The organism is Streptosporangium sp. NPDC001681 (assembly GCF_040298085.1).
Lineage (GTDB): Bacteria > Actinomycetota > Actinomycetes > Streptosporangiales > Streptosporangiaceae > Streptosporangium.
In genome coordinates, this window is the sequence record NZ_JBEOZN010000030.1 from 59,901 (window position 1) to 79,434 (window position 19,534).

Genomic DNA, 19,534 nt, shown 5'->3' on the forward strand with positions numbered 1-19,534 from the left:
CACCAAAAGAGGCACCATGGGAGGACGCATAACCTGAAACACCGTTAATCGCTATGCTTTTGAAACGTGGCAAAGGGGGCGAGCCTGTGCAGCGCGTGGTAGTCGATCCTGAGGTGCCGAGGGACATCGCCGAACTCCTCCGTCGTAACGGGCCCCTGCTCTATCGCCTTCGCACCGGACGTGTCCCGAGGGGGGACGACGATCCCCGGGTTCCGGGAGTGCTCGTAGGGCTCTTCGGCGGCTCGGCGGCGGTCGCGGCGGCCGGATTGGCACTCGGCGCCGTCCCGATCCCGACGTCCGCGGCCGTGCTCACCCTGCTGGTCGGTTTCTACCTCCTCATCCTCACAGTGATCTACCTCGCCAGGAAGCCCTCACCCGCCGACTCCATCGAGCGGGTCCTGTACCAGCACTCCCTGCAGTGGCAGGGGCACTTCCTGATCCTGGAGGACTTCGACCACGACGCCAGAAACCTGCTCGGCCGGGTCCAGCGGGCGATCGACTTCATCGTGTGCTCCCGGGTCAACGCCATGGGCATGCTCGACAGCGTGCGCAACTCGGTGATGCTCCCCGCCGAGGAGTGGGAGATCGCCCGGCTGCTGACCAAGCTCTCCGCGCTGCGGGCCAGGCACCGCCACCTGGCCAGGGGCGGCAGGAGCCCCGAGGTGATCGCGGCCATGGCGCCGCTGGAGCGTGCCCTGGCCGCCAGCGAGGCCGCCGTGCTCGCGCGGGTGGAGTCCCTGGAACGCTACGCCCGGCACGTGTCCGACGCCGAGCGCGCCCTGCTCTCCCATGGACAGATCGAGGCCCTGCGAGCTCACCTGCCCGAGTACGAGCAGCTCGTCGCCGAGACCGGCGCGGCCAGGTTCTCCGCACCGGAGATCGGGCATCTCAGCGATGACGCCGACATGCTCCGGCGGGCGCTCCGCGAGAGCGTACGCTCGGCGCACGAGGCGTTCCGCCATCTCGACCGATGATGTGAGAACCTGACCGGATGGAGGGGCGAGCCTGTGCGGCGAGTGGTGGTCGATCCCGAGGTGCCCGCCCGGACCGCCGATCTCTTCCGCCAGCACGCATCGATGTTGTCGCGCATCCGCGCCGGCTGGAGCCCCGAGCCCGCTGAGCCCGCCTCCCGGCTGCCCGTCCGTTTCCTGTGGTCCGGAGGGGCGATGTCGGCGCTCCTGCTGGCCTGCCTGCTCTTCCTCGCGGACGCCGGGCAGCTGTTCTTCTTCGTGCTCGCCCTGCTCGCCCTCGTGGTCCTCGTCGGTTTCCTCACCGCCCGCGAGCCGCTGGAGCTGGAGGCGATCGAGCACGACCTGTATCGCGAGGCCCGCTGGTACGAGGGCCGCTACCTGCTGCCCGCCGAGGACTTCGACTACAACGCCGGCCAGCTGCTCGAACGGGCCCAGCAGGCGATCGACTTCATCCTGCGCTCCCGGGTCAACGCCATGGGCATGCTCGACGACGTACGCAACGCGGTGATGCTCCCCTCGCAGGAATGGGAGATCGCCCAGCTGCTGAGCAAGCTCTCCGCACTGCGCAACGAGCATCACGAGTTCGCCTACGGCGGCAGCACGCCGGAGGTGGCCGCGGCCATGGCGCCGCTGGAGCGTGCCCTGGCCGCCAGCGAGGCCGCCGTGCTCGCGCGGGTGGAGGCCCTGGAACGCTACGCGGGCCACGTGTCCGACGCCGAGCGGGCGCTACGCGCCCACGAGCAGATCGAGATACTCCGCTCACGGCTTCCCCGCTATGAGGAACTCCTGGCGGAGTCGGGCGCGGACGCCTTCGCCGTACCGGAGATAGGGAAGCTGACCGAGGACGCCGGCCACCTGGAGCAGGCGCTGCGCGACAGTGTCCGTTCGGCGCACGAGGCCTTCCGCCACCTCGACCGCTCTGCCGCCGACGGGGCCGCCGACAGCGCCGCCAACGGAGCCGCCAACGGGGCCGCCGGCCCCTCGACCGCTCCGAGCGGGCCTGTCCATCCCCCGAACTCCGGAGAGGAACCTTCGGCTCCCTGAAGACGGATCTTCCCTCCCCGGGCGGACCGGCCCTTGTCATGCACCGCGAAGAAGACGAGGATAGCTCGCGTTCTTTGGAGGTAGCATGCGGATCCGCCTGGACACAACCCTCGGCGTGGTCGTGCTGGTCGACGTGTTACGGGTCTTCCTGCCCTCGTTGATCACGCTCTTCGGCCGGGCGGGAAGCACTCCCGCGGAGATGATGGGCTTGTACGCCCTCTCCTGGTTCGTCCTGGCCTTCCTGACCGTCCCGCTGGCCAGGCTCGTCCAGCCGCGGCTGATCGCCCTCGGTGCCGGATGCCTGCTGCTCCTGGCCCGGCTGGCGCTCCAGCTGACCGGGGGCGGGGACCCGCAGCTGTACGTGGCCAGCCTCGGCCTGCTGGCCGGCCTGGTCTGGCTGGTGGCGACCGCGATGGGCGGCCGGGACGCCCGGCCCGTGATGGCCGGGGTGATCGCCGGCCTGGCGGCCTCCACGGTGATCCACGCGGCGCTGGACGGCATCGACCTGATGTGGCGGCCTGGAGCGATCCCGTGGGCGCTGCTGGCTGTGGAACTCGGACTCTTCGGTCTGTTCCTGATCCGGGCGGAACTCCCGGACGAGGAGTACTCCGGCGCCCCCCGTGCCTGGCTGGCCATCGGCCCCGCCCTGCTGCTCTGGGGTCTCTACACAGGCAACACCGCGCACGCCCAGGCGGCGACCGTATCCGCCCAGCAGGCCGCCGCCGTGATCGTGGCGGCGTTCGCGGTGGTGTCGGCGGCGCCCGCCGCGCTGCCGGTGCTGCGCCGCCCGCTCCCGCCCGCCATCGCCCTGGTGGCCTCGGCGGTGGCGTTCACCCTGGGCAGGGCCACCGTGGACGGCGTCCACGGTGTGGCACCCGGCTGGACGATCGCCGCGCAGATCATCGGCCAGCTCGCGCTCGGCGCCTGTCTGGCGCACGCCGCGACGACCTTCGGCCCGGACAGGGCGGCGCGGCGGGGCCTGGCCGCGGCAGGAGGCATGCTGCTGTTCGTCGTGTTCGTCTTCGGTTACTACGCCGCCTACGACCTCTACCTTTCCAACCAGTGGGTGCCGGTCGGCGCGGCGCTCGTCGTCGCGGTCCTGGGTCTGGCGGGCGGCACGGGTCTGCCGCGCCGCTCCTACGACCGGCGGTTCGCGGCGACCACCGTGGCCGCGGTCGCGCTGGTGGCGGCCGTGCCCCTCTGGCAGGGGGAGCAGCCTCGCTGGGAGGCACCGCGTGACGGGCTGCGGGTCGCGGCCTACAACATCAGGATGGGGTACGGCGAGTCCGGCAGGCTCTCCCTGGAGCAGCAGGCCGACGCGCTCAGGGAGTTGCGGCCGCACGTGGTGGTGCTGAGCGAGGCCGACCGGGGCTGGCTGCTCAACGGCGGCCACGACGGGGTGCGGCTGATCGCCGAGCGGCTGGGCATGCACTACATCTGGGCCCCGGCGACCGACGAGGTGTGGGGCGACGCCCTGCTCACCACGCTGCCGATCACCTCGATAAGAAACCACGTGCTGGTCCAGGGCGGACCGACCGGCGCGCAGGCGCTGGAGGTCGGGCTGCGCTGGCAGGGCGGGGACATCACCGTGATCGGCACCCACCTGCAGCCTCCGCCGGGCTGGCGCGAGCTCGACCAGGTCGAGCAGCTCGGCGGGATCGTCAGGGAGGCCTTCAGGGGCGGCGCCCCGGTGGTCGTGGCCGGCGATCTCAACCTTCAGCCCGGGGACCGGGCCTGGGAGGTGCTGACCGGCGCGGGCCTGACCGACCCCCTCGCCCCGGCCAGGCCGTTCAACACCGTTCCGTCCCGGGGACACTCGGTCGAGCAGATCGACCATGTGCTCGTCACCCCGGGTTTCACCGGAAAGGACCAGGTCAACCCCGATGTCCCGCATTCCGACCACCGCCCGATAGCGGTCACCCTGGTCGCCGGGCCTTGATCGGGTTCCGCTGGGTAGTGTCGGGTGCATGACAGGACGACCTGTACTGATCTTCGACGGCGACTGCGCTTTCTGCACGACGAGCGTCAGGTTCGCCGAGCGCCGCATCGGGGTTCGCGCCCTGGTCGTCCCCTGGCAGTTCACCGACCTTCCGGCGCTGGGCGTGACACGCGAACGGGCCGAGCGCGAGGTGCTCTGGGTCCAGGACGGCGGTGTGCACGGCGGGGCGCAGGCGGTGGCCATGCTGCTGATCGCCGCCGGTCTCCCGTGGAGCCCGCTGGGGTTCGCGCTGCGGGTCCCGCCGTTGCGCTGGGCGGCCCAGGGGCTCTACCGCCTGATCGCCGGCAACCGGCACCGCCTGCCCGGCGGCACCCCCGCCTGCGCCATGCCTCCGGACCGCCGATGAAGGGCGTCCTGCTCACCGGGTTCGAGCCGCTCGACGGCGGCGGCAACCCGTCGTGGGAGGCGATCGCCCTGGTACCCGGGGTGCGGACCGCGCTGCTCCCCTGCCGGTTCGGCGAGATGCTCGAGCAGTTGCGCGCGGCGGTGGCCGAGCACGATCCTGCGGTGGTCGTGTGCGTCGGGCAGGCCAGAGGACGGCCGGACGTGACCGTGGAGCGGGTGGCCGTCAACCTCGACGACGCGTGCGTCCCGGACGGCGCCGGGCGGCAGCCGATCGACGAGCCGGTGGTACGCGGCGGCCCTGCCGCCTACTTCGCCACGCTGCCGGTGAAGGCGTGCGTGGCGGCGGCGCGGGCGGTCGGGGTGCCCGCGAGCGTCTCGCAGAGCGCCGGCACGTTCCTGTGCAACCACCTCTTCTACGGCCTGATGCACCTGATCGCCACCGAGCGGCCGGGGGTCCGCGGAGGTTTCGTGCACCTGCCGTACAGCCCCGAGCAGGTCCTCGGCGAGGCCAGGCCCTCCATGCCCGTCTCGGTGTCCGCCCAGGCGCTCACGGCGATCGTGACCACCGCCGTCTCCGTCTCGCTGGGCGGTGATCTCCGCCTGGTCGGTGGCTCCCTGCACTGACCGGGCGCCCCGCGTCGGGGCCGTCCGCTCCTTTCGTCCCCGTTCCGGGGAAAGGCGGCCCGCCGCTCAGAGCGGCACGCCGTACACCACCCGGCGGCCCGCGAACTCGGTCACGCTCCACAGCGTCTTCTTGTCGCGGACGCAGGTGAGGTCCTCAGGCCCCACCGGGTAGGGCCGTCTGCGCACCGTGTCGCCGACCACGACCAGGGTGCCGTTCCCCGCGGCGCCCGCGGTCTGGCTGAGGTACCAGGTGCCGTTGTAGGAGAGCGCACCCTGGACCTTGCTCACGGGGAGCGCGTAGGCGTCCACGGCCTGGACGACGCCGCCGGCGGGGGCGTTCGGTGCCCCCTGCGCGGTCAGCGACCAGCGGGCCACCCGTCCGACCGTGCCCGCCGTGTCGACGTACTCGCCACAGATCAGGGTGTGGGGGGTGGTGCTGCGGTCGACGGCGGTGTAGGAGAAGCGCACCGTGCCGCTGGTGGTGGTCCAGGCGTCGGTCTGCGGCATCACGTACCGGTAGCCGAACGCCTCGTACCTGCCGTCCTTCCTGCCGATCTCGGCCGTGCCCTCCCCGTTGACCTCGAAGATCTGCCGGGTGTCGAACACCCGCAGGCCCCGCGTGGTGTCGGCGACGTACAGCAGGCCGCCGTACCAGGCGACGCCGCCGGCGTGGATGTTGATCGGCGCGATGTTCCCGTCGGCGGCGACCCGCACCAGCAGGACGTGCCGGTAGCGGAGCGTCGCGGTGTTCAGGAAGGTCAGGCGCACGCCCCGCTCGGCCCCCGACGTCGGCGAGTGGTACCAGCTCACCACGAACGTGTTCCCGCCGATCCCGGCGTCGGAGGCGGAGGTCAGGCCCTGGGGGTACCACTCCCTGGTGACGTTGTCGTCCGCGTTGAAGCAGTACCAGTCAACGGGTTTGGGAGTCATCTTGGCGAACGCCCCGGCACCGGTCGATCCCTTTCTGGCCGCGACGCGATTGGCCTTGGCCAGCACGGTGTCGAGGGAGACCCGTTGGAGTTCCTTCTCCAGGACCTTGATCCCGGCCACGAGGCCGCCGGCGTCCCGTTTCAACCCGAACGGCTCCGCCGGTGCGGCCTTCATCTGACTCATGTGGGGGTCTCCTTGTCCGGTCTCGCCAGGATCGGCGGATCAAGATACGGAGTTCATGAGTATGCCTTTACTCAAATCCCTTTTGTAGTTAAAAGGGCCAGGTGTGGACGGGCTCCCCGGTCCGTGACAGTTCCCGGTACCGGCTCACCAGGCGCGCCCGCGCCGCCTGGTCGCCCCCCATGCCCGCCAGCGCCTTCCGCTGCCAGATCGCACCGGTACGGCGGCGCGTGACGCGTTCCCGCACGATGTCCAGCGCCCACCGGATCTCGCCCGGCTCCACGCCCATCCTTCCGAGACCGGCCTCGGCGACCGGCAGCAGGTCCAGGGCGAGCCGCCAGGCCGGGACCTCCTCGCGCAGGCCGGGCCAGCTCAGCGGTGCGTCCAGGCCGTGGATCGCGCCTCGGTAGAAGTTGCGGTAGGCCCCGGCGAAGGGGAACTCCTCCACCGGATGGAGGGCCAGGGCCGCGGTCAGCCCGAGCAGGAACGCGCTGTTGGCCGCCATGTCCGCCGCGCTCGGCCCCGCGGGCAGAGCGCGCATCTCCACCCGAAGATGGCCGCCGCCGACCGGGTCGTAGACCGGCCGGTTCCACTGCCACACGGTGCCCTGGTGGAGCCGGAGCTCGGCCAGTTTCGGGACGCCGCCCTCGGGCACCTCCTCCGGCACCGAGCTCATCGGCAGCACCGGTTCGTAGTCCCGGACGCATGTCTCGAACAGCTCCTCGACGCTCCGCGCCCAGCAGGAGCCGAACGCCACCCGCCGGACCCTGCGGTCGAGCCGCTCGACGTCCCGGTCGTCGGCGGCCTCCTCGAACAGCGCGATCCTCGTCTCCTCCCAGAGCTGCCTGCCCAGGAAGGCGGGTGAGTTGCCACTGACCGCGAGGACCGGGCCGATGGCCAGCTGGGCGGCGTTGTAGACGCGGGCGAAGTCGGCGGGAGGCGTGCGGAGATGGACCTGCCAGGAGGTGTTGGCGCTCTCCAGGATCACCCCCTTGACCTCCAGCTCCAGCAGCTCGACCCCCTCGATGCGCACCCGGAACGGCTCCGTGCGCAGCCGCCGCATGCCCCTGGCCAGCGCCCGGTAGCGACCCTCACAGCTCAGCGCCTCGTGGGTGAAGTCGAACTCGCTCAGTGAGGGCAGGATCCCGATCACCACGACCTGCCCGCCCTGCGTCTCGGCCGCCGTGTCCACCACGGCCATGATCTCCCGCATCTCGCGCATCATGGCGGTGAACGGCCGCCCGGCGATCGGCAGCGGGGTCAGGTTGGCCTCCAGGTTGAACCTGCCCAGCTCCAGCGTGAGCCGGTCGTCGGCGGCGACCGCCTGCACCTCCTGGTTGCGGGGCAGCGGGCGGCCATCGGGCGTTATGAGGAACATCTCCAGCTCAGCCCCGATCGTCACGGGACCGGCCCCGAAACCGGGCCGCGCGAGCACCTCGCGGAGAGTGCCGAGCTGCTCCGCCAATCTCTCCCCGAAGCGGATGAACTCCACCTCGGAGTAACAGTCCTTGTCGACTTTCTGCCCCATCACACCGTCCGATCAGTTGGTCCTCGTGCTCCCCCCTCTCTCCCAGCTTGCGCCTTCTAATCAGGGCTTTCGTCACAGCCCTCCGCAGACGAGGACGCGCGGCACGTCCGGGGCCCCTTGCCGCGTCTCCCCTGGCTTCCCACGATGCCTCGCGGACGCCGGGAAGGGAACCGGCCGGGGCCTGATTGAGTAGTGTCAGGTTCGACTGGGGCCGAGAGGCGGCGGCCGGTGGCCGGAAGAGAGTGTGCACGGGTGCGAGCGGTGGTCTTCGACGACTTTGGAGCCGAGCTTGAGGTTCGGGAGGTGCCCGCCCCCGAGCCCCCGCCCGGCGGAGCGGTGATCCGGGTGGAGGCCACCGGACTCTGCCGGAGCGACTGGCACGGCTGGCAGGGCCACGACCCGGACATCCGGGTCCTTCCCCACGTGCCGGGGCACGAGCTTGCCGGGGTGGTCGAGACGGTGGGCGCGGGCGTCGCCTCGTGGCGGCCCGGCGACCGGGTGACCGTCCCGTTCGTCTGCGCCTGCGGTTCCTGCGCGGCGTGCGCGGCCGGCGAGCAGCAGGTCTGCGAGCGTCAGACCCAGCCGGGGTTCACCCACTGGGGTTCCTTCGCCGAGTACGTGGCGATCGATCACGCGGACGTGAACCTGGTGCGGCTCCCCGAGGAGATGAGCTTCGGCACCGCCGCGAGCCTGGGCTGCCGCTTCGCCACCGCCTACCGGGCCGTGAACGCCGTGGGCCAGGTGCGGCCCGGCGAGTGGGTGGCCGTGCACGGCTGCGGCGGTGTGGGCCTGTCCGCCATCATGATCGCGGCCGCGGCCGGGGCCAGGGTGATCGCCGTGGACGTCTCCGCGGGCGCCCTGGAGATGGCCGGCGCGTTCGGCGCCACTGCCTGCGTCAATGCCGCCCCGGCCGAGGCCGACGTCCCCGCCCGGGTCGTGGAGCTCACCTCGGGGGGCGCCCACGTCTCCATCGACGCGCTCGGCAGCCCCGAGACATGCGCGACGTCGATCGAGAGCCTGCGCCGCCGGGGACGCCACGTCCAGATCGGCCTGCTGCCGGGGCTCACCGCGCTCCCGATGGGCCGGGTGATCGGCTACGAGCTCGAACTTCTCGGTAGCCACGGCATGGCCGCGCGCGCCTACCCGGCGATGCTGGCGGCCGTCGCCGACGGCACCCTCCGCCCGGACGCACTGGTCACCCGTTCCATCGGCCTCCAGGAGGCGGGAGGCGCGCTCGCCTCGATCGGATCCGTCCCCGGCGTCACAATGATCATTCCGTCCCTGCGCTGACGGCGCGGGCCGTGAGCCAAAAGAGAACACGTTTCAGTTTTTTGTTGACCAAAACCTGGACACGTGTCTAGTTTGGGGGCCCGGTTCGGCGAAGGACACGACGTGACAGTGCTGCCCGACCGGCGCACCCGGCGGCCACGTCCCGTTCGCCGTTGAACCGGCTCGCGGCGGCCCGGCGCACCCGGCCGCGCCACAACTGATCCACAGGTTACTTCCAAGAGGCCACCCCCAGACTGTGCGCACTCAACAAAAGGAGAACCTGTGAAGATCGCACTGGTCACCGGGGCCGGGCGGGGCATCGGCCGGGAGATCGCCCGGCAGCTCGCCGAGCGCGGGATGACCGTGTTCGCCGGGGTCCGCGACGAGAGCCACGCTCCCGAGGGCACCCGTCCCGTACTGCTCGACGTCACCGACCCGGCGGCGGCCGCGAGCGCGGCCAAGATCGTCGGTGAGGGGTTCGGGCGGCTGGACGTACTGGTCAACAATGCCGCGACCTGCGGTGACTTCGGCGTGGCCCCGGCGGAGGTGACCGCCGAGCACATGCGGGTCACCTACGAGGTGGGCGTCTTCGGGGTCGTCACCGTCACCCACGCGATGATCCCGCTGCTGCGGGCGTCCGGCGAGGCCAGGATCGTCAACATGACGACCCGGCTGGCCTCGGTCGGCCTCACCTCCGCCGGGGACGACCTCAACGTCGCGTGGCCGATGCTGGCCTACAACTCGGCCAAGAGCGCGCTCAACGCGCTCACCGTGCTCTACGCCAACGAGTTGCGCGGGTCCGGGATCCTGGTCAACGCCGTCGATCCCGGCCACTGCGCCACCGACCTGACCGGCCACACCGGAACCCGTACGGCGGCCGAGGGCGCGGCGGTGGCCGTACGGATGGCGACCCTCGGCGACGACGGCCCGACCGGCACGTTCAGCTCGCAGGAGGGTCCCATCCCCTGGTAGACGGACCCACCGATGGCGACGGCCGGGGAGAGCACCGGCCGTCGCCGGCCGGGTGAAACCCGGGTCTCCGGCAAAAGCGGCACACACCATCAATGGCCGGCCTGTCCTTTCATTCAATGAGGCCTGATAAAAAATCCTCCTCCCCGAAGAACAGGACGCAGCGCGACGACCAGCCAAAACGGGGCAGCCACAGAGATTTAAATGCTCATATAAACGGTTAAGACGGTGATAGCGTCGTTAACCATGCGTCCAGAAGACCTCGCCCTGCTCAACGTGCCCGGCAGCGTCACCCTCCATGGCGATCTCCTTCTCGTCGACGTGGCCCGGCCCGATCTGGAGGCCGACGCCTACTCCGGGAGCCTGTGGCGGGTGCCGCAGGACGGCCCGCCCGTCCGGTTCACCTTCGGCGAGCGCGACAGCGCGCCGCGCATCTCCCCCGACGGCGCCTGGGTCGCCTTCCTGCGCGCCGGCGACGGCAGCCCGCAACTGCACGTGATGCCCACCGGCGGCGGTGAGGGCCGACCGGTCACCGACCTGCCGCTGGGCGCGGGCGTCCCGGTCTGGGCACCGGACTCGCGCCGGATCGCGTTCGTCGCCCGGGTCGCCGAACCGGGCCGGTACGGCACCGAGGAGGGCGTGGGCGCCGAGGCCGAGGCGCCGCGCCGGATCACCGGGTTCCGCTACCGGACCGAGGGAATCGGCTTCACCCTCGACCGGCGGCAGAGCCTGTTCGTGGTCAACGCCCTCGCGGACATCCCGGTGCCGGTACGGCTGACCGAGGGACCCTACGACGTCGAGTCCCCCTGCTGGACACCGGACGGCGAGCACGTGCTGATCTCGGCCCCCCGCGACCTCGACGGTGAGAGCCTGCACACGGACGTGTACGCCGTCCCGGCCGGCGGGGGCGCCCCGATCCTCGCGGTGCGCAGCGACGGCTCCGCCGAGCATCCCGTCGCCCTGCCCGGTGGGGAGGTGCTCTACCTCGGCACGGAGTTCTCCGGACTCGACGCGGTGGCCCGCAACGTCGGCCTCTACCACGCGCCACTGCGGATCGCCGGCGAGACAGTGGCCGGGACGGCGGCCGGGACCCGGCTGACCGAGGAGGAGTCGGTGGACTGCGAGCCACTGCCTCCCGTACCGCTGCGAGACGGCGTCCTGGTCGCGGTGCGGGTGCGCGGCGCGGTCGAGCTGCGGCTGGTCCCCTCCGGCGCCCTCGACACGCCGCTGGAGAAACTCGTCCCGATCCTGGGCGAGCGGGCGGGCGTCAGGTCCTTCACCTCCTGCGGCGAGCAGGTGGTCGCGGTGGTGTCCACCCCCGCGAGCCCCGGCGAGGTGGTCACCCCTGACGGGCCGCTGACGGACTTCTCCGGCACCCTCGCCGGGATCAGCCCGCTGCTGGAGATCACCGCCGTCTCCGCCGACGGCTACCCGGTCCACGGCTGGCTGGCCCTGCCCGAGGGCGAAGGCCCGCATCCCGTTCTGCTGAACGTGCACGGCGGCCCGTTCCACCAGCACGGATGGGCCTTCCTGGACGAGACCCAGGTCTACGCGGGCGCCGGGTACGCGGTGGTCCTGCCGAACCCGCGCGGCTCCTCCGGATACGGACAGGCGCACGGCCGGTCGGTGATCGGCGCGCTGGGCACCGTGGACGCCGACGACGTGCTGGCCCTGCTCGACGCCGCGCTGGAGCGACCCGAGTGCGACGCCGGACGGGTGGGCGTGATGGGCGGCTCCTACGGCGGTTTCATGACGAGCTGGCTGGCCGCCCGGCACGGGGACCGGTTCCGAGCCGCCTGGAGCGAGCGTGCGGTCAACGCCTGGGACTCCTTCACCGGCTCCTCCGACATCGGCTGGTTCTTCGCCGAGGCCTACTGCGGTCCCGACATCGAGACACAGCGCGCGATGAGCCCGCTCTACCACGCCGATCGGATCACGCTGCCGTTCGCCGTGGTCCACTCCGAGGAGGACATCCGCTGCCCGGTCGAGCAGGCACAGCGGATGTTCGTCGCGCTGCGTCGCAACGGCACCCCCGCCGAGTTCCTGCTCTTCCCCGGCGAGGGACACGAGCTCAGCCGCGGCGGGCGCCCGAAGCACCGCCTGCAGCGCTTCGAGGCGGTGCTGGAGTGGTGGTCTCGCCACCTGTCCTGACCGGACTGCTCCCCGGCGATGAGACGCCGGGGATTTCCGCCGCACCGTTCCTCCCGTGTCGAATGCCCGGTACGGCAACAAAGCGGGCGCGGTGCGCGTCCAACGGACCATGAAACATTCCATCGGCGCCGGACTGCTCGCCGCCACCTCGGCGCTGGCCATGCTGGCGGCCGCGACCGCGTGCGCCCCGCCCGCCTCCCGCCCCCTGGGCGCCGCCCCGGCTGCCGGCAGCGCTCCCGCGAGCTTCTCCCCCGCACGAGGCGCCACCCCCGCGTCTCCAAGCTCCGCCCCCGCGCGCCCCGCCGTCGCCGTCCAGGCCGCGGGCCTGCGGGTGGCGGACAGCGGCACCGCCGGGCGCTGCCGCACCGAGGCGCTCGCGGCGCGCGTCGGCAGGGTGGACGCCGGAGCGGGACAGCGTTACGCGCCGCTGGTGTTCACCAACACCTCCACCGGGACCTGCTGGGTGTACGGCTTCGTCGGCCTGATCATGATCGACGGCAGCGGCGACGCGATGCGTACCAGGACGCGCAGGGAGAACGTCCAGCCCCGGCGGATCACCCTGCGCCCCGGAGCGAGCGCGCACGCCAGGCTGCACTGGAGCGAGGTGCCCGGCGGGAGCCGGTCGTGCCCGGCGTCCGCACGGCTGATGATCATCCCGCCGGACGAGGTGGCGCACCTGGAGATTCCGTTCAAGGCGGCCGTCTGCGACGACGGCCGCCTTGACGTGACCCCGATGGCCTCCGGGGCGCGCCTTTAGCTCCTCGAACCGGGTCCGGGCCTGTTTCCCGGACCCCGCCTCGCTCCGGCCGCCGCGCCCCGGCCGGAGCGGACCGGCGGCGTGCCGGAGCGGTCGGCGGTACGCCTAGGGACGTCTCCGGTAGACCTGGGTTTCGATGTCCACCCCGATCTCACATTCCACGCCGAAGTAGTGGTCGCGCGCCTCCCGGAAGCTCTCCTCGATACCGTGCTGCGACTGTACGAAGGAGAGCAGGCTCCACGCCTCCTCCCTGCCGAGCCGGATCTCATCGGGACCGAACCCCGGCTCGGCGTCCACCACGTAGCCGAGCGCGGTGGAGAAACGCCGGACGGGCTGGAAGCCGAACTCCGCGGCACGCTCAGGGAGATCGTTGAGGATCGTACGGTCGGCGGCGTAGTCACGGTCGTAGGTCTCGAGCATGCGGCGGACCACATCGGGGCCGCGGAAGGCCGCGTCGTTGACGTCGACCACGTACAGCAGCCCGCCGGGCCGCAGCACCCGGCGCATTTCGAGCAGGGCCAGGTCCGGACTGCGCAGGTGGACGAAGAGGAAGCTCGCCGTGACCACGTCGTGCGACGCGTCCGCCTCACCGGTGGCGTACGCGGTGCCCTGGCGGAACGTGAGGCCGGGGAAGTTCGAGCAGGCCCTGGCGAGCAACTGGGGAGCCGGTTCGACTCCCCGCACGTCGTATCCGGCGAACGGGCCCTCCTCGGTGACCGCGGCCAGGTAGTCTCCGGGCCCACTGCCGACGTCGAGCAGCGACGCGGGCGCGGGCGGGAAGGGCGTCGAGGCCAGGCGTGGCCGCTGCTCGGCGAGTACCAACCGGCCCTGTGCGCTCAGCCGCGGCGCCTCCTCCTGCAGGGACAGCAGGTCCAGGTAGAAGTTCTCCGCGCCGAGGCGCTCCACCGCCAGCAGGTCACCGCGGCCCTCGTCGGCGAGAAACCGGACCAGCGAGGGAATCGCCAGCCGCTCGTCACCGGACGGCGACTCCCAGGTCAGCTCCCGATGCCTGAGGTAGAACCCCTCCAGGGCCTCTCCGCCCTCCACGGTCATCACCGTGACCGCGTCGTCGCCCGAGCCGACCTCACCGCGCACCACGAAGTCCCGCTTCGCGTACCGATCGAGGAGGTGGTCATACTGGCTCGGCCGGACGATGAGGAAGAACCGGGACGGGCGGAGCGACTCGCAGAGCTGCCGCACCATCGAGTTGGCGATCCGCGTGCTGATCAGGCGGCCCCGGTGGGTCTGGAGCGCCACCCGCTTGCCGATCTCGACGGTCGGCCCGTCCAGGTCGGGCAACTCCAGGGCGGCCAACCCCGGCGCTCCGGGGCGGTAGACGTACGCGGAGATGGCGGCCACGATCTTCCCCCCGGACAGGGCGCACAGGTGAAGACCCTCCGGGTCGCTGTCGTGGTGCACCCTCTCCTCGCTCCACCCCAGCTCGGACATGAACACCCGCCGCCGGAGGTCAAGGATCTCCTCGGCGGCCTCTTCCCACTTCAGCCAGCGGACCTCGATGTCACTTCCGTTGTGCATGCTCAAAGACCTCTCAGTGGATGCGTCCGAACCGCTCACACGAGCTGGAGGCGTCCGGCGGCGGGTCGACCGGGGGTCCGGGAACCCCGAGATCGTGACTGCCGGTGAGGACGTCGCCACATCGTGAAAAGAACCAGGAGAGTAGGGGCGGACGGTTCACCGCCGGGCATGGCCAGGACCACGCCGGGGGCGGTTCACGTCTGCCGGGCAGGCCGTCAGCCGCAATATAGGTTGGCGGACTTGTGACTTTCTTGGTGTTCGGCCGGACGACACGGCACGCCCCGCAGGAGCGGTGAGCGCGCCTCAGCCCACGATCCCCGGCAGGATCACCTCGTCGAGCACGACCGAGGCGGTCGGCTGATCGGGCCTGTCGTACTGGCCTGCGGTGACGGCGACCACGAGGTCCAGCGCGGGCGCCACGTAGATCCGCTGACCGCCGTTGCCGAACCCGCCCGTCCAGGTGTCTCCCACGTACCACTGGTAGCCGTAGTGGAACCCCTCGTCGATCCGTACCCGCGGACGCAGGGCCTCCGCCAGCCAGGACTCGGGCACGATGCCGGCGCCCCCGGCGAGCACGAGCCGTCCGATCGCGAGGAGACCACGAGGGGTCAGTCGCAGCCCCGAGGCCGCCAGGGCCACCCCGTCCTCACCGGCCGACCACTCGGAACGCTCGATCTGCAGCGGCTCGAAGAGCCTGGCACGCGCGTACTCCTTCAGTGCCACTCCCGTGCCCTTCTCAATGAGCCGCCCCAGCAGCGCCGAGGCGCCCCCGCAGTAGGACCATCGGACGCCGGGCTCCTCCACGATCGGCTGTCTCAGGGTGTAGTGGAAGCGGTCGGGGGCCGACTCCATCGCGATCTCGCTGTTGGCCGTACTGGTGTAGGGGACGTTCTCGTTCCACTCCAGACCGAGCGTCATGGTGAGCGCGTGCTCGACGGTCAGCGCAGCGCGCCGGGGGTCCGCCGCGAGGTCCGGATACTCGGGGAAGTTCCTTAGCAACGGCTCGTGCGGCTTCGGCACCCGGCCGTCGGCCAGGGCGATGCCGTACAGGAGGCCGACGACACTCTTGGTGACCGAGCGGATGTCGTGGAGCGTGTCGGGGGTGAAGCGCACGTGGCCGAGGGGCTCGTTCAATCTGAAGTCCTCACCTTCGCCGTAGTGCTCGATGACCACCTGGCCGTGGTGGACGGCGACGACGGCGTGGAGGTCGGGCACCCGGTTCCGCTCGATGGCACGGGCGAGGCGATCGGCGATCATATGGCTGCTCATGATCTCGTTCTAGCCCTATCTCCGATTCGGGGACAACCTGACCGGAGAAGGTCGGCGGGGTCCCTCAACGGAGCTGCCGGAGATGAGCGGCCGAACCCCGCGCCGACCGTCACGCTCATTTTCCGCGATCGGTGCAGCCCGTGTCAGACCATGGCCTCGGACAAGGGTTTGCGGACCAGGTCGGGGACCTCGGCGTCGGCGGCGGCGTAGCCGATCGGGAACAGGATGTAGGGCCGCTCGTTGCCCGGCCGTCCGCAGATGCCGGTCAGGAACGCCATCGGGTTCGGAGTGTGGGTGAGCGTGGACAGGCCCATCGCGTGCAGGGCCGCGATGAAGAACCCGCAGGCGATGCCGACGCTCTCGTTGACGTAGTAGTGCTTGACCCTGGTTCCGTCGGGGCGTACGCCGTACTTCTCCGCGAAACAGACCACCAGCCACGGCACCGTTTCGAGGTAGCCCTTGTCGGAGCCGGTCTCCAGGTGGGCCAGGGCCGTACGCCACTCCGGGGGCAGCCGTCCGCCCTCGTAGTTCTGCCGCTCCTCGATCTCGGCCGCCTCCCTGATCCGCCTCCTGGTCTCCGGGTCGCCGATCACGACGAACTTCCACGGCTGCTGATGGGCTCCCGAGGGTGCGGTGTTCGCCGTCCTGACGGCCAGCTCGACGCACTCGCGCGGCACCGGTTCGTCGCTGAAGAAGCGCACACTCCGGCGCAGGTCCATATGTTCGTAGAACTCCCGGCCCCGCGTCACCATCTCGGCCTCGGGATAACGCACGGGCCGGTACGGAATGAATGGATGGGAATGTTCCCGTGCCACGATCGCCTCCATGGTTGACATATATGCAGGCGTAGTCTGAATTATGGTTATAAGCAGGGCAACACAGCGACCGATTCACTGGCAGATTGTCAGTGCCGGGCACGCCCCGCACTCCGGAGGTGGACAGATTGGCAGCTCGGAGGAACGGCCTGGACGAGCTCGACCGTAAGGTGCTCCATCTGATCAGGGAGCGCCCCCGGACCGGCCTGCTGGAGATCGCCCGCCTCCTCGGCGTCGCCCGGGGCACCGTCCAGGCCCGCCTGGACCGGATGATCGCCGACGGCGTGATCACCGACTTCGGCCCCAACCTGTCTCCGCACGCCCTCGGCTATCCGGTGCAGGCCTTCACCACCCTTGAGGTGGAGCAGGCCTCCCGCGCCGACATCTCCAGCGCCCTCACAGCGATCCCCGAAGTCCTCGAAGCGCACATCGTCACCGGCCCCGGCGACGTCTGGTGCCGCATCGCCGGACGCGACCACGAGCACATCCAGCAGGTCATCGACCAGACCCTGGCCATCCCCGGAGTGCGGCGGAGCAGCACGGTGATCACCCTGTCCACCGTGGTCCCCCACCGGGTCCAGCCACTGGCCGACGGCCGCTGAACGGAACACGCCGGACCCCGACAGCGTGCACGCCGTCGTACCGGCCCGCCCTGAGCGTGCCTTGAGGATCGAGGTGGGGACCGCACCGCAGGACAGGCGAGGGCGGGAGCCGGTGAAGTCGGCGGTCGTATCGTGGGGCCCAGGGTTGTGAAGATCTGGAGGTTCGACATGGAGTACGTGCGCCTGGGGTCCACCGGTATGAAGGTGTCGAGGGTCTGCCTCGGCATGATGAGTTACGGCGATCCCGCCAAGTGGGGCGAGTGGGTACTCGACGAGGCCGCCGCCGAGCCGATCGTGCGCCGGGCGGTCGAGGCGGGGATCACCTTCTTCGACACCGCCGACGTCTACTCGCTGGGCAGCAGCGAGGAGGTCACCGGCCGGCTGCTGAGCAGGCTCTTCGCCGACCGGGACGACTATGTGCTGGCCACCAAGGTGTGCATGCCGATGGGCAAGGGGGTCAACGACCGCGGCCTGTCGCGCAAGCACATCCTCTCCTCGATCGACGCCTCGCTGCGCCGGCTGGGCACCGACTACGTGGACCTCTACCAGATCCACCGCTGGGACCCGGAAACCCCGATCGAGGAGACCATGGAGGCCCTGCACGACGTGGTCCGCGCGGGCAAGGCCCGCTACATCGGCGCCTCCAGCATGTACGCCTGGCAGTTCGCCAAGGCCCAGCACGTCGCCGAGGTCCACGGCTGGACGAGGTTCGTCTCGATGCAGAATCACCACAACAAGTACTTCACTTCCCGCAGGATGACATTTCTTGCCGCGTGACTCCGACAGTCCCATGATCGACAAGGTGTGAGACGCCCGTTGAGCTGCCCATTCGCTCCGGAAGACGTCCCCTGCCGATCGCCCCTAAGTCTTAACGATCTTGCGCTAGACACGTCTCGGCGAGGATTTTCATTACACGGTCAAGGCAGTCCGCCTGCGGCGGCCTACTCGCGCCAGGCGGCCGCTTGGCCCGACATGCCGCTCTCCAGTCGGTCCAGGCCAGCGCAATTCACCTATAGCCCAAAATGGCACTTGATCTAGTTCTTATATATTCGAGTCACTGGGAAATGACACTCGCCCGTCTCGTTTGCGTGCCGCTTCTTTCGGCGCAACAGTTCGTCTAAGGCAATGTGTCCATCAAGAACCCACATTATATCGGCTCCATCCACGGTCATGAACGAAGTTCTACGCCGATATTCTTCAATAGCGTCTGCAGACAAGCCGTTGATGCTAATTATGAGACCCAGGGCATTCTTCCCCCTGCGCTTAACTTTTGCATCAAACGCATCCGCCTTTTCTCTACTCAGTCTATTCTTGGTCCATTTTGCCTCAACTATATAATCGTCGGTATCAAAACTAAAAGCCCCATCTATCTGCTCTGTTTTTAGTTCATAGTTGAGTCTCGGATCAAGATCAAAGAGCGCGAAAAGTGAATTAAGGAACCCCTCGAATGCATAGCCCCGCCGACGCGCATCCTCCATAGAGTGCATCTGGATAAACTCTTCTCGCAGCTCACTCAGTTCATCAGAGAACCTGCGCTGCAAGTCGTTCTGCGTCTTTATCGCCGAGAGTTCAGCAGCATGCTTAACTCGCTCACTGATCAAATTCTCATACACGGAGATATGAATCATAAGGTCCGCAGAAGCATTCTTCGCCTTCGGGAGCCACTTATCGGCATCCTCAAGGCTTTCTATCTCAGGAAAGCGCTCCATGTGAGCCAACTCAATCATGAGCTGAATGGTCGCAGGCTGATAGACGTCTTCCCTTTCTCGCAAACGATCAACTAAATCGTCCGCTACTATCCTTTTCTTCTGATTAAAGTCAATATCGCGCAATATCTCCAGGTTTTCCCGAAGGGCATCCCGAAGGTACTTTTCTAGCGTCGACTTATACCAAAAGGAATAGGAAAGCGCGTTCCGAAGAGCCTGATAAGCCGTGCCCGAAATTCGCTTACCGGGGACGCCAGTCACCAATGTCCTCCGAGGGGGAAGCTGCGAAGACGCTAAGTATACCCACCCTCCCAAGCACCCCAAGCACACCGTAGTGGACAACAACGCTCGGAGACGTCGGACGGTCTTCGCACGTATCTACCATAGGGATTGATATGCATATATCCCACAAATAGGCCATATGCCCCTAGTGGATGATCAAGTACGGCAGCGCTTCGCGCCGTTGCGCGGCGGGGCGTGCCCGCCCCCGCCGCGCGGACATCGGGACCGGGCATGCGGCGTGGACGCCGGTCCCGTCCCGCGCCCGCCCGGCGGAAACGGGCAGACCCCGCCGCCCGCCGCACCAGCCGCCCGCCGTACCGAACACCGCGCCGACCGTGAACGCACTGCCGCCCGCTCCGACCACCGGCCCAACCGCTACGCGGCCCCTACGGGGTCCTTCGGATTGCGCCGGCCGCTCCGCTCGTGTTCATAGGGAACGCTCGAATGGTGGGAGTAACACCTCTGTTGGGTCGGACCGGGGCGCGGTGTCAGCCTTGCGACTGGTCCGTTTCCCCGGCCCGCCCGCCGAACCGGGCGTGCTCGTCTCCAAGCACCCG

Annotated in this window: 16 protein-coding genes and 1 pseudogene; 11 read left to right on the forward strand and 6 right to left on the reverse strand. The window is 69.6% G+C overall.

Going from position 1 to position 19,534, the window contains the following annotated elements:
* Window positions 1-86: 86 nt before the first annotated feature.
* From ABT130_RS16430 to pcp, 5 genes are all read left to right on the forward strand, one after another.
* The gene (locus ABT130_RS16430) at window positions 87-974 is read left to right on the forward strand and encodes a hypothetical protein (protein WP_350956223.1); all 888 of its coding nucleotides are present in this window, start codon (window positions 87-89) and stop codon (window positions 972-974) included.
* Window positions 975-1,007: 33 nt separating this feature from the next.
* A complete protein-coding gene (locus tag ABT130_RS16435; RefSeq protein ID WP_350956225.1) occupies window positions 1,008-2,015 on the forward strand; it encodes a hypothetical protein in 1,008 nt (335 codons plus the stop codon).
* 85 nt (window positions 2,016-2,100) lie between these two features.
* Window positions 2,101-3,954: an endonuclease/exonuclease/phosphatase family protein gene (locus tag ABT130_RS16440; protein ID WP_350956226.1), complete on the forward strand. Its 1,854-nt coding sequence runs from the start codon at window positions 2,101-2,103 to the stop codon at window positions 3,952-3,954.
* A 28-nt stretch (window positions 3,955-3,982) separates the two neighbouring features.
* Window positions 3,983-4,360 (forward strand): thiol-disulfide oxidoreductase DCC family protein, encoded by a 378-nt coding sequence (locus ABT130_RS16445; RefSeq protein ID WP_350956228.1) that lies wholly within the window; start codon window positions 3,983-3,985, stop codon window positions 4,358-4,360.
* Window positions 4,357-4,983 carry a pyroglutamyl-peptidase I gene (gene pcp, locus ABT130_RS16450; protein ID WP_350956230.1) on the forward strand — a complete coding sequence of 209 codons (627 nt, stop codon included), beginning with the start codon at window positions 4,357-4,359 and terminating at the stop codon, window positions 4,981-4,983. Before ABT130_RS16445 ends, pcp begins: the two co-directional genes overlap by 4 nt.
* Window positions 4,984-5,049: 66 nt before the next feature.
* On the opposite strand, the gene ABT130_RS16455 is transcribed toward pcp, so the two are convergent.
* Together ABT130_RS16455 and ABT130_RS16460 are read right to left on the reverse strand one after the other, a co-directional pair.
* On the reverse strand, window positions 5,050-6,096 hold the full coding sequence (locus tag ABT130_RS16455) for a hypothetical protein (RefSeq protein ID WP_350956232.1): 1,047 nt from the start codon (window positions 6,094-6,096) through the stop codon (window positions 5,050-5,052).
* A gap of 88 nt (window positions 6,097-6,184) precedes the next feature.
* Complete coding sequence (locus tag ABT130_RS16460) at window positions 6,185-7,621, reverse strand: glutamate-cysteine ligase family protein (protein WP_350956234.1); 1,437 nt, start codon at window positions 7,619-7,621, stop codon at window positions 6,185-6,187.
* A 252-nt stretch (window positions 7,622-7,873) separates the two neighbouring features.
* Between ABT130_RS16460 and ABT130_RS16465 the strand changes: the two genes are divergently transcribed.
* From ABT130_RS16465 to ABT130_RS16480, 4 genes are all read left to right on the forward strand, one after another.
* Window positions 7,874-8,911, forward strand: coding sequence for a zinc-binding dehydrogenase (locus ABT130_RS16465; protein ID WP_350956236.1), 1,038 nt, complete (start codon window positions 7,874-7,876; stop codon window positions 8,909-8,911).
* Between the two features lie 261 nt (window positions 8,912-9,172).
* The gene (locus tag ABT130_RS16470) at window positions 9,173-9,862 is read left to right on the forward strand and encodes an SDR family NAD(P)-dependent oxidoreductase (RefSeq protein ID WP_350956238.1); all 690 of its coding nucleotides are present in this window, start codon (window positions 9,173-9,175) and stop codon (window positions 9,860-9,862) included.
* Window positions 9,863-10,105: 243 nt separating this feature from the next.
* Window positions 10,106-12,010, forward strand: coding sequence for a S9 family peptidase (locus ABT130_RS16475; protein ID WP_350956240.1), 1,905 nt, complete (start codon window positions 10,106-10,108; stop codon window positions 12,008-12,010).
* Window positions 12,011-12,119: 109 nt separating this feature from the next.
* Window positions 12,120-12,767: a DUF4232 domain-containing protein gene (locus ABT130_RS16480; RefSeq protein ID WP_350956242.1), complete on the forward strand. Its 648-nt coding sequence runs from the start codon at window positions 12,120-12,122 to the stop codon at window positions 12,765-12,767.
* A 105-nt stretch (window positions 12,768-12,872) separates the two neighbouring features.
* Here the strand turns inward: ABT130_RS16480 and ABT130_RS16485 are convergent, their stop codons facing one another.
* The 3 genes from ABT130_RS16485 to ABT130_RS16495 all read right to left on the reverse strand — a co-directional run bounded on the left by ABT130_RS16485 (window position 12,873) and on the right by ABT130_RS16495 (window position 16,345).
* Complete coding sequence (locus tag ABT130_RS16485; protein WP_350956244.1) at window positions 12,873-14,303, reverse strand: methyltransferase domain-containing protein; 1,431 nt, start codon at window positions 14,301-14,303, stop codon at window positions 12,873-12,875.
* Between the two features lie 303 nt (window positions 14,304-14,606).
* Window positions 14,607-15,572 (reverse strand): serine hydrolase domain-containing protein, encoded by a 966-nt coding sequence (locus tag ABT130_RS16490; protein WP_350956246.1) that lies wholly within the window; start codon window positions 15,570-15,572, stop codon window positions 14,607-14,609.
* Window positions 15,573-15,715: 143 nt separating this feature from the next.
* Complete coding sequence (locus ABT130_RS16495; protein ID WP_350928811.1) at window positions 15,716-16,345, reverse strand: nitroreductase family protein; 630 nt, start codon at window positions 16,343-16,345, stop codon at window positions 15,716-15,718.
* Window positions 16,346-16,515: 170 nt separating this feature from the next.
* Between ABT130_RS16495 and ABT130_RS16500 the strand changes: the two genes are divergently transcribed.
* Both ABT130_RS16500 and ABT130_RS16505 read left to right on the forward strand, forming a co-directional pair.
* Entirely contained in the window at window positions 16,516-16,989 is a 474-nt protein-coding gene (locus tag ABT130_RS16500) for an Lrp/AsnC family transcriptional regulator (protein WP_350928809.1), read from the forward strand.
* 168 nt (window positions 16,990-17,157) lie between these two features.
* A pseudogene (locus ABT130_RS16505) lies at window positions 17,158-17,757 on the forward strand (aldo/keto reductase); the annotation flags it as partial.
* Window positions 17,758-18,023: 266 nt separating this feature from the next.
* On the opposite strand, the gene ABT130_RS16510 reads toward ABT130_RS16505, so the two are convergent.
* On the reverse strand, window positions 18,024-18,956 hold the full coding sequence (locus ABT130_RS16510; RefSeq protein ID WP_350956248.1) for a restriction endonuclease: 933 nt from the start codon (window positions 18,954-18,956) through the stop codon (window positions 18,024-18,026).
* Between the last annotated feature and the right edge of the window lie 578 nt (window positions 18,957-19,534).